8 protein-coding genes are annotated in these 13104 nt (G+C 72.3%); 4 read left to right on the top strand and 4 right to left on the bottom strand.

What is annotated here, in order from left to right; genetic code table 11:
- Nucleotides 1–12: 12 nt before the first annotated feature.
- Nucleotides 13–2181 carry an FG-GAP-like repeat-containing protein gene (locus tag E1262_RS00445; RefSeq protein WP_132101072.1) on the top strand — a complete coding sequence of 723 codons (2169 nt, stop codon included), beginning with the start codon at nucleotides 13–15 and terminating at the stop codon, nucleotides 2179–2181.
- Nucleotides 2182–2660: 479 nt separating this feature from the next.
- Here E1262_RS00445 and E1262_RS00440 read toward each other — a convergent pair whose 3' ends face one another.
- Nucleotides 2661–3791 (bottom strand): aminoglycoside phosphotransferase family protein, encoded by a 1131-nt coding sequence (locus E1262_RS00440; RefSeq protein ID WP_132101071.1) that lies wholly within the window; start codon nucleotides 3789–3791, stop codon nucleotides 2661–2663.
- A gap of 150 nt (nucleotides 3792–3941) precedes the next feature.
- On the opposite strand from E1262_RS00440, the gene E1262_RS00435 reads away from it, so the two are divergent.
- Nucleotides 3942–5225 (top strand): nucleotide sugar dehydrogenase, encoded by a 1284-nt coding sequence (locus tag E1262_RS00435; RefSeq protein WP_275261606.1) that lies wholly within the window; start codon nucleotides 3942–3944, stop codon nucleotides 5223–5225.
- On the opposite strand, the gene E1262_RS00430 is transcribed toward E1262_RS00435, so the two are convergent.
- A complete protein-coding gene (locus E1262_RS00430; protein ID WP_132101070.1) occupies nucleotides 5226–5825 on the bottom strand; it encodes a hypothetical protein in 600 nt (199 codons plus the stop codon).
- 71 nt (nucleotides 5826–5896) lie between these two features.
- On the opposite strand from E1262_RS00430, the gene E1262_RS00425 reads away from it, so the two are divergent.
- Nucleotides 5897–7858, top strand: coding sequence for an acetoacetate--CoA ligase (locus E1262_RS00425; protein ID WP_132101069.1), 1962 nt, complete (start codon nucleotides 5897–5899; stop codon nucleotides 7856–7858).
- Nucleotides 7859–8010: 152 nt separating this feature from the next.
- On the opposite strand, the gene E1262_RS00420 is transcribed toward E1262_RS00425, so the two are convergent.
- The gene (locus E1262_RS00420) at nucleotides 8011–9216 is read right to left on the bottom strand and encodes a metallophosphoesterase family protein (RefSeq protein ID WP_132101068.1); all 1206 of its coding nucleotides are present in this window, start codon (nucleotides 9214–9216) and stop codon (nucleotides 8011–8013) included.
- Nucleotides 9217–9348: 132 nt separating this feature from the next.
- On the opposite strand from E1262_RS00420, the gene E1262_RS00415 reads away from it, so the two are divergent.
- A complete protein-coding gene (locus E1262_RS00415; RefSeq protein ID WP_132101067.1) occupies nucleotides 9349–10503 on the top strand; it encodes an epoxide hydrolase family protein in 1155 nt (384 codons plus the stop codon).
- Here E1262_RS00415 and E1262_RS00410 read toward each other — a convergent pair.
- Entirely contained in the window at nucleotides 10475–13021 is a 2547-nt protein-coding gene (locus E1262_RS00410) for a YfhO family protein (protein ID WP_162605695.1), read from the bottom strand. The two genes, E1262_RS00415 and E1262_RS00410, sit on opposite strands and share 29 nt — an antisense overlap.
- Nucleotides 13022–13104: the final 83 nt, after the last annotated feature.

Raw genomic sequence — 13104 nt, 5'->3', positions numbered from 1 at the left:
GGATTCGAGGACTTGCGGCGTGGGATCGGCGTCATCGTGGCGACGGTGCTGGCGGCGGCCCTTCTCACGGGCTGGTCGCCCGGCTGGCCCGGCGGTGGACCTGGCGATGCGTCCGATGCGCCGCGCGACGTCCGCCGGCCCGCCTCCAAGACCGTCGACGTCGGCGTCTTCCTCGCCTCCGGCCGGGACGACGCCGCCGCCATCCAGGCCGCGATCGACGCGTCCGACCCCGGCCAGACGGTCGTCTTCCCGGCGGGCGTGTACGAGCTGGACCGTTCGGTCCGGTTCGCGTCGGAGCGCAACTACGTGGCCGCCGACGGCGCGCGGGTGGTGCTGCGCGGTTCCGGCGAGGACGGCGTCACCCTCGCCCACGACCGGCTCCGCGACGTCACGATCGGCGGGCTGGAGTTCGACAACGTCCGTCTGGAGCTGAACGGCTCGGACGACTTCGAGTCCGTCGCCGACGTGACGCTGCGCGACTGCACGTTCCGCAACGGGCCGCTCGGCAGCGAGTGGGGCGTCGCGCACGTGCTGCTCCGGCACACCAGCGGGGTGACGGTCGACGGCTGCGAGTTCCTCCGCGACAGCGCGCACCCCGGCCGCGGCGTGGTCGCCGACAGCACCCGGTACACCGTCGTCAAGGACTCCTGGTTCGGCACCACCGCTGACCTCGACCCGGCCGTGCCCGACGGCTGGTTCCGCACCGCGATCAACTTCTGGGGTCATGACCTCGCGACCGGCACGGGCAACGACGAGGTCGTCGTCGACGGGAACGTGTGGCGGCGCACGCCCGGTATCGGCGCGCCGGCCGGGTGCAAGTTCTGCCAGGACCACGGCCTGTACGCGTGGGGCAGCCGGCGGCTGTCGATCGTCGGCAACCGCGCCGACGGCTGGGACGCCTCGCCGGCCGGCGGCTCGATGAAGCTGCGCAACCAGACCGACACGTTCGTCGTCGGCAACCGGCTGCGCTCGTCGGGCATCCTCAGCTACGTCTACGCCAGCACGCACATGCCCGAGGTGTTCCGCCGGGTGTCGCTGCGCGACAACACCATCGACATGCGCGGCGCGACCGGCTGCCGGCACTACTGCGGCGTGACGTACTGGCGCGACGCGGAGATCCTCGGCGCGCAGGGCACGCCGGAGAGCGACGTGTTCATCGGCGGCAACGCGTTCGTCGACGGCGGGCTGATCTCCGTCTCCACCGACCGGGCGGCCGCGTTCTGCGTGCAGGGCAACAACCAGGCCGCGCTGATCTCCCACCTCGGCTCGGTCCGGACCACCGACTGCGGCGCCGCACCGGAGTGGGAGGAGCCGTTCGCCGGGGTGCAGCGCGGCGACTTCGACGGCGACGGCCGCGAGGACTTCGTGCAGCTGGTCCGCGACGACGGCGACGACCCGTACTGGCGGGCCCACCTGAGCGCGGGCAACGGCGTCCAGATCGAGCGGTGGCCGGCGCACGTCGGCGGCGCCCAGCTGGCCGCGCGGCTCGGCGTCGAGGTCGGCGACTTCGACGGCGACGGCCGCGACGACCTCGCCTGGGCCGGCACCTGCCGCGACCAGGGGAACTGCTGGCGGGTCGCGCTGGCCGGCGACGACGGGTTCGCGCCGCCGCGGCCGTGGGCGCGGCTCGGGCCGACCACGGACGAGACCACCCGGTTCGGCGTCCAGGTCGGCGACTTCGACGGCGACGCCCGCGACGACCTCCTCTACCGGGGCGCCTGCGGCCAGCCCGGCGAACCGTGCTGGCGCATGCTGGGCAGCGACGGCGAGGCCTTCCAGGCTGCCTCCTGGGGCGACGACGCCGCCTGGACGACCGAGACGGACGTGTACGGGCTGCTCGTGGCCGACTTCAGCGGCGACGGCCGCGACGACGTCGCCTACCGCGGCGCGTGCGGGCCGCGCGGAGGCGAGCCGTGCTTCCGGATGCACGTCAGCGGCGAGAACGGCTTCACGGTGCGCAGCTGGGGCGCCGCGTTCTGGCCCGAGGCCGACGGGTCGACCGCCCATTTCGGCCTCTCGGTCGGCGACGTCGACGGCGACGGCGACGCGGACCTCGGCTACCGCGGCCGCTGCGGCAGAGGCAGCGGCGAATCGCAGTGGCGGTACCACCTGAGCACCGGCTCCGGCTTCACCGTCGCCTGCTCGCCGCGCGCCAAGCTCGACCCGGCGTCTGGGCTGTGAGTATGCCTGGTGTACGGCGTTGGCCGGGCGTACGTTCGTCGAGGTCGTACCGTCGCCGTCCCCCTGCTGCCCATTCTCTTGGCCGCGAAACCGCGCCTCAAGCGGACTATTGGCGCTTCGCGCGGCGATGACCGCTTGACCGGCGGCCCCGCGGCCTAAGAACGGGCAGCTATCAGGGGACGGGGCGCGTCTGGGCACAGCTCGAGGTCGCTTGGCGTGGTCCGGTGTGCCGTTGGCGCCTGTGGACAGCGATGATCATCAAGGATTGCGTACATCACCAGGATCACCCGAGCCTCAACACGATTACAGGCGTGGTGAGGCTCCAGAAAACCTCATGATGGCCCGCGAAACGCCAGCAAATCTCACCATGTGGACGCTCCAGCCGAACCCGGACCGGCCCGTCGCCACACTCCCCCAACGCGGCAAACTTCGGCGAACGGTCGAAACCCGACGCGACTCCTTCCCATACGGGGCGCTGCTCACGGCAGCAGGTCGTCGAGCATGGCGAGCATCGTGTGTATGCGCCGGCTGGCGACCCTGCCACTGCCCCGCTTGACGGCGCGGAAGTAACGGTTGCGCCAGCCGCTCAGGAACAGCAGCAGCGCGACCGCGACCTGGAGCCGCCACGGGACGGCGCCGGCGGAGGTCAGGGCGGGCCGCAGCGACGCCGGCGCCTCCAGCGCCGCCACGAGGGCCAACGGGTCGGGCGCGGACATCAGCACCTTGAGCACGTCGTGGGCGAGCGGCCGGTAGCCGGCGTCCTCCCAGTCGACCAGGGCCAGCCGGCCGCCGGTCGTCCGCAGTACGTTGCCCAGGCCGGGGTCGCCGTGGCTGAGCCCGACGGTGAGCGGCCGTGCGTCGTCGAGCAGGGCGCGGGCGCGCAGCAAGACGCCGTGCGGGTCGAGGTCGCCGGGCCAGCTGTCGCGCGGCGGGGCGTCGGCCAGGCTGGAGAACGCGGCCAGCGCGCGGGACCGCTGCTCGCCGCCGAGCGGCTCATGCGTCACGCCCAGCCGCTGCCAGGTCTCGCCCAGCAGGGCGAGCAGTTCGTGGACGGTGTCCTCGGCGTCCTCGGGTCGGACGGCCGCGCCGTCGACGGCCTCCTCGACCAGCCAGTCGACGACGGCATCGCCGGAGAGCCCCTGCCCGGCCAGCCCGCTCTCCAGCACCCGGGGGACGGCGAACGGCGTGCGGCCGGCCAGCGCCCGCTGGTGCGCACTGCCCGCGACCAGCGGCGTCGGCGTCCCGGGGGCGAATCGCTGCTGCACGACGAGGGTCCGGTGCATCTCGGTGACATAGAAGGCGCGGAACCGCAGTTGCTCGGCGGTGCGCATCGCCCCGGCGAGGACGACGTCCGCGACGGCCGCCGACCGCACCGGCGGCCGGTCGCCCGCGACCAGAACGGACGCCCCGGTGCGCTGGTCGACAAAGACGCCGCTGGACGGGAACGGGGTCGCCGGATCCAGCCGGACGGAGAAGGCGATGCGGTTGTCGTGGAAGAAGTGCCGGCGGCGCAGCCGGGCGACGCCCCGAGCGGACGGCAGACTCTCCGTCGTCCGCTCGATCACAGCGGCCCATTCGAGGGACCGGACGGCGTCGGAGGCGGCATGCATCACATATATCTACCAGCGCGACGTCGCGGTTCAGCCCGGTTTGGAGGGGAATTTCATGAGAGTGCTCTCATCATCCGGACGGGTGCCGCGGGGCGTGGGAAGCGCTCTCCGCCCAGACCTGCTGTAAAGTCGTCCGGTCACGAGCGCCACATGGACGGGAACGAAGCAGTGTCGACAGATGTCGCAGTGGTTGGACTGGGTTACGTGGGCTTGCCGCTGGCACAGGAGGCCAGCCGGTCCGGCTTGCAGGTCATGGGTTTCGACGTCAGCGCCAAGGTCGTCGAAGGTCTGAACGAGGGCCGGTCGCACGTCGACGACCTCTCCGACGCCGACATCGCGGAGATGCGGGCGGCGGGTTTCCGGGCGACGGCGGACGAGGCCGACCTCGACGGTGCCGACGCCATCGTCATCTGCGTGCCGACGCCGCTGTCCGACGACGGCGGGCCCGACCTCGGCGCCGTCAAAGCCGCGGTCGCCACGGTCGGCCGGCACCTGTCCGCCGGCATGCTGGTGGTGCTGGAGTCCACCACCTACCCTGGCACTACCGACGAGGTGGTCCGGCCGATGCTGGAGGAGGCCTCCGGGCTGGCCGCCGGCCGCGACTTCCACCTCGCGTTCTCGCCCGAGCGCATCGACCCGGGCAACCCGAAGTTCGGCATGCGCAACACCCCCAAGGTCGTCGGCGGCCAGACGCCGGCCTGCACCGAGCGGGCGGCCACGTTCTACCGCCGCTTCGTCGACACCGTCGTCGAGGCCAAGGGCACCCGCGAGGCCGAGACCGCGAAGCTGCTCGAGAACACCTACCGGCACGTCAACATCGCGCTGGTCAACGAGATGGCGCGGTTCTGCCACGAGCTCGGCATCGACCTCTGGGACGTCATCCGGCTGGCCAAGACCAAGCCGTTCGGCTTCCAGGCGTTCTACCCCGGCCCGGGCGTCGGCGGGCACTGCATCCCGATCGACCCGAACTACCTGAGCCACAACGTGCGCGTGCGCCTCGGCTACCCGTTCCGGTTCGTCGAGCTGGCGCAGGAGATCAACGCCACCATGCCGGCGTACGTCGTCCAGCGGATCCAGAACCTGCTCAACGTCGACGGCAAGGCGCTGAACGGCTCGACCGTCCTGCTGCTCGGCGTCACGTACAAGCCCGACATCGCCGACCAGCGCGAGTCGCCCGCCGTCCCGCTGGCCAAGCGGCTCGCCTCGCTCGGCGCCAACGTCGTCTTCCACGACCCCAAGGTCCCCACCTGGAAGGTCGACGACACCGTCCTCGAGTCCGTGCCCGACCTCGAGGCCGCGCTGGCCACGGCCGACCTCACCGTCGTCCTGCAGCCGCACAGCGACTACGACGGCAACCTCATCGCCAAGAGCGCCAAGCGGGTCTTCGACACCCGTGGCATCACCCCACTGGGCGACAACGTCGAGCACATGTGATCACCAAGCCGGCGCTAATGTCGCTTGCACTCCCTGGCGCACGTAGACGTCCGGGCCGAACAGCTCGGTGACCGCGGCGACGGACTCCTCGTCGACTCGTGTCAACCCGACGACGAGTGCGTTCCGCTCCGCGTCCACTGACGCCGTCGTCATCGAGGCGCCGGCGAAGGAGCGCGGCTCCTCGCCGAAGAGGTCGAAGACGGGCTGCATGAGGTCGTCGTGGCTGTGCTCGACCTCTCGCACCTCGACCGGCGCCGGCGCCGTGGCGATCACCCGTCGGATCTCCGGCCCGACAACCGTGTTCTCCCAGCCGGCCACGAGGTTCACCACGACACCATCGCCGCCGTCGGTGTAGTGGTACTTGGCCCAGATCGCGTCCCGGCTCGGGTCGGCGAACACTTGGAGGACGAGTTCGGTCGCGGCCGCCACCTCGGGCGACGGGCGGATCGTCGTCCGTTCGTCGGGGAGGACCCGCTCCTGCCAGCTCGGCGGCTCGGGCGACGGTGCCGCCGTCACATCGTCCTGCTGTCCGGCGCACCCGACGGACAGGGCGACCAGCAGTGCGGCGGGCAGCACCCGCCACCATCGTCTCGACCGCATGGTTCCGTCCTCTCCGGGCTCACTCGTTGGACGTGCGCAGGCCCGATCCGCGTTGCGTTAGGTTGAGCCGCATGAGCGACGACGCCGAGGTCGTGTGGCGGCCCGATCCGGAGCGGGTGGCCGCGAGCCGGATGGCCGCGTTCCGCAGCTGGCTGCGCGACGAGGGCCTGGTCGACGCCGCCGACTACGACGAGCTGTGGCGCTGGTCGGTCGGCGAGCCGGGCGCGTTCTGGGGCGCGGTCGCCCGCTTCTTCGACGTCACGTTCCACTCCCCGCCCGACGACGTGCTGCCCGACGTCGCGATGCCGGAAACCCGCTGGTTCCCCGGCGCGACGCTCAACTACGCCGAGCAAGCGCTGCGCCCCGGCGACGGCAAGGGCGACGACGACGTCGCGGTGATCTTCCGCCGCGAGGACGGGCTGCGGACGGAGCTGACGTACGGCGAGCTGCGCCGGCGGGTCGCCGCGATGTGCGCCGCCCTGGCCGAGCTCGGCGTCGGCCGCGGCGACCGCGTGGCCGCGCTGGTGCCCAACGCGCCGCAGACGCTGGTCGCGTTCTTGGCCACGGCCAGTCTGGGCGCCGTCTGGTCGTCCTGCTCCCCCGACTTCGGCGTGCGCGCGGCGGCGGACCGGTTCGCGCAGATCGAGCCGGTGGTGCTGGTGGCCTGCGACGGCTACGTCTACAACGGCAAGGCGGTCGACGTCCGGCCGACGGTGGCAGCGCTGCGGGCCCAGCTGCCCACCGTCCGCGCCGTCGTCGGCATCCCGTTCGGCGGCGCGGCGCTCCCGGACGCCGTGGGCTTCGACGACCTGCTGGCCCGGCACGACGGCGCGCCGCTTGAGTTCGAGGCGGTGCCGTTCGACCACCCGCTCTGGGTGCTGTACTCGTCCGGCACGACCGGCCTGCCGAAGGGCATCGTCCAGGGCCACGGCGGCATCGTGCTGGAGCACGTCAAGGCGGTCGGCCTGCAGCTGGACCTGAAGCCCGGCGAGCGGTTCTTCTGGTTCACCACCACCGGCTGGATGATGTGGAACTTCCTCATCGGCGGCCTGCTCGTCGGCTCGACGGTGGTGCTGTACGACGGCAGCCCGGGTCATCCGTCGCTGCGGTCGCTGTGGGACCTGGCGGCCGAGGAGCGCGTCGCCGTCTCCGGCACGTCGGCGCCGTTCGTGCAGGCCTGCCTCAAGGACGGCCTGACGCTGGACCCGTCGGCGCTGCCGGAGCTGCGCGCGGTGGGCAGCACCGGCGCACCGTTGTCGACCGACGGCTTCCGCTGGCTGAGCCGCAACCTCGGCCCGTCGGTGCAGATCGCCAGCCTCTCCGGGGGTACCGACGCGTGCACCGCGTTCGTCGGCCCGGCGCCGGACGTGCCGGTGTGGCTGGGCGAGCTGTCCCGGCCGGCGCTGGGCGCAGCACTTGCCGCGTTCGACGAGGCCGGGCACCCCGTCATCGGCGAGGTCGGCGAGCTGGTGCTCACCGCGCCGCTGCCGTCGATGCCGGTCTCCTTCTGGGGCGACACCGACGGCTCACGGCTGCGGGCGGCCTACTTCGAGGACTTCCCGGGTGTCTGGCGGCACGGCGACTGGATCACCATCACGCCGCGCGGGTCCGCCGTCATCCACGGCCGCAGCGACTCCACCCTCAACCGCGGGGGCGTCCGCATGGGCACCGCCGAGTTCTACCGCGTCGTCGAGGCCCACCCGGCCGTGCTGGACTCGCTGGTCATCGACACGTCCAGCGCGGGTTCGTCCGACGGCGAGCTGCTCTGCTTCCTGGTGCTGGCGCCGGGTGTGGCGCTCGACGAGGTCGAGCCGGAGCTGCGCAAGGCGCTGCGCGCGGAGCTGTCGCCGCGGCACGTCCCCGACCGCTTCGTGGCGGTCGGCGACGTGCCGCGGACCCTGACGGGCAAGAAGTGCGAGGTCCCGGTGAAGCGGATCCTCGCCGGGGTAGCGCCCGAGAAGGCGGTCAGCCGCGAGGCGCTGCGCAACCCCGCGGCCCTCGACCCCTTCGTCGCCCTGGCCGGCGCCCGCTGACGGGCCCGGCCGCGAGGCTGCCCAGGCCGCCCAGCGCCCGCGACGCCACCAGCCCAAGTCGATCTTGGAGTAACCGGGGAGTTGCCGGGCGATTCGTCCGGTTGATCCCCCAGTTACTCCAAGATCAACGCGGCGGGGCGACGAGAGACGCCCTACTTGCGGCGCGAGCCCGGCAGCGGCAGCGGGTCGACGCTCTGGTCGTTCGCCGTGAGGTCGATGCCGAGGTCGCCCGCGAACACCATGTGCGTCTCGATGTCGACGTCGTCGCCCTGCTGGGTGAGGTTGAAGACACGGGCGCCGCGCAGCCGGTTCCGCTCGGCGCCGCTGAGGCCGTACGTGCCGAAGCCGGTGTTGCCCGAGTACCCGAGCATGACGCCGTAGTAGTTGCCCATGTAGGTGTTGACGTGGTCGTGGCCGCAGAACACGCCACGGACGTCGCCGCGGTCGAGGATGGCGGAGAACATGCCGCTGTTGAACGGCCCGGGGCACTCGTCCTCGTTGCGCTCGCCCACGATGCCGTGCTTGGCGACGGCGCGCTCGTGGTCGGCAGCGGTGCGACTGTCGACGCTGGCGAACCACATGAAGCGGTACTCCCAGAGCGGGATGTGGATGAACATCAGCGCCGGGACCTTGTACCCGGCCCGCTTCTCCACCAGCTCGGAGGTCTCGGTGTACCAGTGCACCTGGTTCATCCGCAGCCAGTCCCACGTCGGGTAGCCGGCGAAGTCCTGCCCGGCGATGGTCTCCGGGGCGTACCGGCCACTGTCCAGCAGGAACAGGTTGAACGCGGGACGCTGGCCGCGGGAGCCGCGGATCAGCAGGTTCATGTTGCCCGAGCCGGTGACGCCGCGCGGGCTCGGCTGGTTCAGGTTGTAGCCGTAGGACCGGTAGAAGGCCAGCATGGCTTCCTCGTCCATCCCGGTGTCCGGCGTGGAGTCCTCGTCGTGGTTGCCGTAGGTGATCACCCACGGGATCCGCCGCTCCTCCATCGGCTGGACGATGTTGTTCATCGCCTGCTTCATCTCGGTGGCGTTCGCGCAGCCGCCGGTGATGTTGTCGCCGTTGTGGACGACGAGGTCGGGCCGCTCGCTGTCGAGGACCTTCTCCATCAGCTCGATCGTGCGCCGGTCGATGCGCTCGTCGTCCTGGGTGTCGTTGAACTGGACGATCGTGAATGTGCCGTCGGCCTTGAACCGCAGCGGCCGGTCGTCGTCCGTCGCGCCGGCCGGCGCCGCGCCCGCGAGCGCGCCGGTGGCGCCGAGCGCGAGGGCGGCAGTGCCCAGGCCGCCCATCCGGACGAAGTCGCGCCGGTCCCAGCCGGGCTCCTGCTCGGCCGGCTGCTGGTCGTGCTCGCTCATGGCGTCCCCATCTCCTCGTGCGGCGGTGAGTGGTCAGCGGGGACGCTAGTGAGCGATGGGCACCAGCAGCCGTCGCCGCGGTGATGAGTGGATGAAGCGCACCCGAACCTGTCGGTGACCGCCCGTAGGGTCGTGCGTGTGGAACCGTTCCGCATCGACGTCCCCGACGACCAGCTCGACGACCTCCGCCGGCGATTGCGCGCCACCCGCTGGCCCGAGCCGGCCACCGTCGACGACTGGTCGCAGGGCGTGCCACTGGACTACCTACGCGACCTCTGCGAGTACTGGGCGGCGGGGTACGACTGGCGGCGCGCGGAGGGCTGGCTGAACGGGCTGCCGCAGTTCCGGACGGTCGTCGACGGGCTGGGCATCCACCTGCTGCACGTCCGCTCACCGCACGACGACGCGTTCCCGCTGGTGCTGACGCACGGCTGGCCGGGCTCGATCCTGGAGTTCCGCAAGGTCATCGGGCCGCTCACCGATCCTGTGGCCTACGGCGGCAGCGCGGCCGACGCCTTCCACGTCGTCGTCCCGTCGCTGCCCGGGTACGGGTTCAGCGACAAGCCCGCCCGCACCGGCTGGGGCGTCGAGCGGATCGCCGTGGCATGGGCGACGCTCATGGAGCGGCTCGGCTACGACCGCTACGGCGCGCAGGGCAGCGACTGGGGCACGACGGTGTCCACGTTGCTCGGCGTCGCGCATCCCGACCGCGTCGCCGGGATCCACCTGATGCCGCCGCTCGCGCCGCCCGACCCCGCCACCTTCGACGACCTCACCGACGCCGAACGGTCGGCACTGGACAGCCTGCGCGAGGCCGACGAGTGGGGCTCGGGCTACTCGCGGCAGCAGGCCACCCGGCCGCAGACCGTCGGCTACGGGCTGGTCGACTCGCCGGCGGCGCTGTGCGCGTGGATCGCGGAGAAGTACTGGTTCTGGGCCGACCATGACGGCTCGCTCGACTCCGTCGTCAGCCGGGACGAGCTGCTCGACACCGTCATGCTCTACTGGCTGCCCGCCGCCGGCGCGTCGGCCGCGCGGCTGTACTGGGAGAGCATCCGCCAGGTCGACGAGTGGATCTCCGGCAGCGCCGGCGTCGCCGTCGACGTCCCGGCCGGGTGCACGGTGTTCCCGAAGGAACTGCAGCGGCCGTCGCGGCGATGGGCGGAGCGCCGGTTCACGAACATCCGGCACTGGAACGAGCCGGCCCGCGGCGGCCACTTCGCCGCCCTCGAACAGCCGGACGTCGTCGTCGACGAGATCAGGACGTTCTTCCGCCTGCTCCGCTGAGCACCGCGTCGTCACGACGGCGGCGGACGACGGCGACGACGCCCAGCGCGGCGACAACAGCAAGGGCGCCCGCGCCGACGGCGAGGCCCATGCGCAGGCCACGCGGCCGGTAGGTGCACGAGACCTCGCTGACCCCGGCCTCGACCGGCACCGCGATCAGCCCGCCCACCGTCGCCGGCGTATCAGCAGCGCCGTCGCCGGCCGAGCACCGCCAGCCGGGCGTGCGCACCACGCCGAACACCACTGTCGCGGTGGCCGACGACGGCGGCAGCGAGACAGCGACCCCGTGGCCGCTGACGTCGATCGACGTGGGCGCGCCGGCCCGCAACTCCGCCACCGCGGCCGACAGCAGCCCACGGTCGAGGCAGCCGAGCGGGCTGGCCGGCAGCCGCGCCGGACCGTAGACGCGCAGCGCCACCTCGACGGCGCCGTCGGGGCCGGCGGTGCCGACCCGCAGGACGGGAGCGCCGGTGTAGACGCCCGGAGCTCGCGTCGTCTGCCGCAGGACGGTCCGCCAGCCGGCGGCGTCGTCGAGCACCTCGCCGACGAAGGCGGGCGCCGCGAGGTACACCTCGGAGCCGGCCGGGCAGGACGCCCTCACCCGCAGTTCGACCGGCACCACCGCGTCCGGCACCAGTTCCAGCAGGAAGTCGCTCCGCCGCCCGGTGACCGACAACGCGGGGTCGGGCGCCAGCTGCACCCGCGGGACGGTGTAGACGTCGGCGCCGAGCGCGGTCTCCTGGTTCCCGAACGGCGCCGGGTCCGGTGACGTCCACGGGTCGGCGGGGCGGACGGTGACCAGCGGCGCCACGTCAGGGTTCTCCGCCAGCCGCGGCCGCGATCCGTCGTCGTCGGCGACGACCCGGGCGCCGATGGCGAACACCGCGTCGAGCACCGGATTGGCAGGGTCGATGTTGGCCCGCACGTAGGCGCTGTACCCGAAACCCAGGCCCGCCAGCACCTCGGAGAGGTCGTCGGGGATGGTGCTCGAGTAGTACTGCGACCCCTGCCCGCCCAGCAGCATGGGGTCGTTCTGCGTGACGTGTGCCCCGGGCGACACCCGCGCCGCCGGCCACTCGTCCGCCGCCTGCACCAGCGCGCGGACGTGGTCGTTCTCGTCGCTCCAGACGGGATAGGCGTACAGGAACTGCGCCCGGGCCTGGTCGATGGCCACCGCGCCGGCCGTCGCCTCGGCCACGACGGCGGCACCGACGACACCCGCCGCCACTGCCGCGACCCACGACGGCGGACGCGACCGGCCGCGCTCCGCAACCCGCCGGACCAGCCACGCGACCAGGGCGATCGCCGCGACCACCGGCACGACCACGCGAGTGGTCGGTGTGACGAACGGGCCGGAACGCACCGCGACGTACAGCCCCGCGACCACCACCAGCGGCGCCACCACCGGCACGACGCCGCGCAGCCCGGCCGAGCCCGAGATCCAGCCGGCGATCACCAGCAGCCCGGCGACGACGAACGCCTGACGGAACGGGCTGCCGTTCGGGGTGTCGAATCCGTGCCACACGGCGTGCGTCAGCGCGACCTGCATGCTCAGCACCGTCAGCCCGATGGCGACCGTCCACACCAGCCGCTCGCGCCACCGCACCGCCGCGTTGAACGGCAGGCTGACCGCCAGCAGCAGCATCAGCGTCCCGACGGCCAGCCCGGGGCTGGAACCGACGCCCTCGCTGCCGGCCAGCAGCCGCGACAGGAAGTCGAGCCAGTCCATGACATGAAACTCGACCTCGGGGCTCGGCCGCGAGTACCGCACCGCCCAGAATGTCGGCACCAGCAGGGGCGCGGCCACTCCGATGCCGGCCGCGACGGCGACCGCGCAGCGCAGCACGCCGGCCACCCGCACTCGCCACGAGACCGACGCGTCGTAGGAGATCACCCGCACCAGCACGACGATCGCCGCGCCGATGGTCGCCATGTAGACGGTGTAGAAGTGCGACGTCCACAGCAGCGCCACCACGAACGGGGCCACACAGACGGGCAGCCACGACCGCCGCCGCCGCAGGATCCACTCGCACAGCAGGCACAGCACCGGGAACGCCACCAGCCCGTGCAGCCAGATGGTCATGTAGGCGCCGTCGTCGAGGGCCCAGCCGCACAGGGCGTACGAAACCCCGGCGACGACGGCGAGCCAGGCCGGCCCGGCGGGACGCAGCAGGCGCAGGTAGGCCGTCATGGCGGCCGCCGCCGACGCCAGCGCCACGACGGCGATGGCGAACAGCGCGAGGTCCATGCCGTCCCGCGGGAACAGCAGCACCAGCCAGGACAGCGTGCTGCCGATGTAGGACATGTAGTCGCCGAGGAACGGAACGCCGAACCCGCTGCCCCAGGTGAACGTCAGGTCGCCCGCGGCGCTCCCGGTGAGCACGTCGCGCAGGTGCGCGTGCATGGGGATCAACTGCTGGCCGAGGTCGTTGGTGTTACGCGACACGTCGCCGAAGGGGAACGTCCCGCGGATCATCCCGCTCACGACGAAGCCGCCCGCGGCGAGGACCGCGGCCACGAGAGCCGGCAATCCATGCAACCTCACCAGCGGTCTGCGCGTATACACAGTGATGCCCCAATCCATCAGGTCACGAGGGAGTA

The organism is Jiangella aurantiaca (genome assembly GCF_004349105.1).
Taxonomy (GTDB): Bacteria; Actinomycetota; Actinomycetes; order Jiangellales; family Jiangellaceae; genus Jiangella; species Jiangella aurantiaca.
The sequence above is the reverse complement of the archived record's forward strand: the minus strand, read 5'-3'. Positions and strand labels throughout refer to the sequence as shown.

What these genes read in the sequence shown, in the direction of transcription:
- E1262_RS00440 (WP_132101071.1), bottom strand. Translation starts at nt 3,791, where the DNA reads ATGCATGCCGCCTCCGACGCCGTCCGGTCCCTCGAATGGGCCGCTGTG.
- E1262_RS00435 (WP_275261606.1), top strand. Translation starts at nt 3,942, where the DNA reads ATGGACGGGAACGAAGCAGTGTCGACAGATGTCGCAGTGGTTGGACTG.
- E1262_RS00430 (WP_132101070.1), bottom strand. Translation starts at nt 5,825, where the DNA reads ATGCGGTCGAGACGATGGTGGCGGGTGCTGCCCGCCGCACTGCTGGTC.
- E1262_RS00425 (WP_132101069.1), top strand. Translation starts at nt 5,897, where the DNA reads ATGAGCGACGACGCCGAGGTCGTGTGGCGGCCCGATCCGGAGCGGGTG.
- E1262_RS00420 (WP_132101068.1), bottom strand. Translation starts at nt 9,216, where the DNA reads ATGAGCGAGCACGACCAGCAGCCGGCCGAGCAGGAGCCCGGCTGGGAC.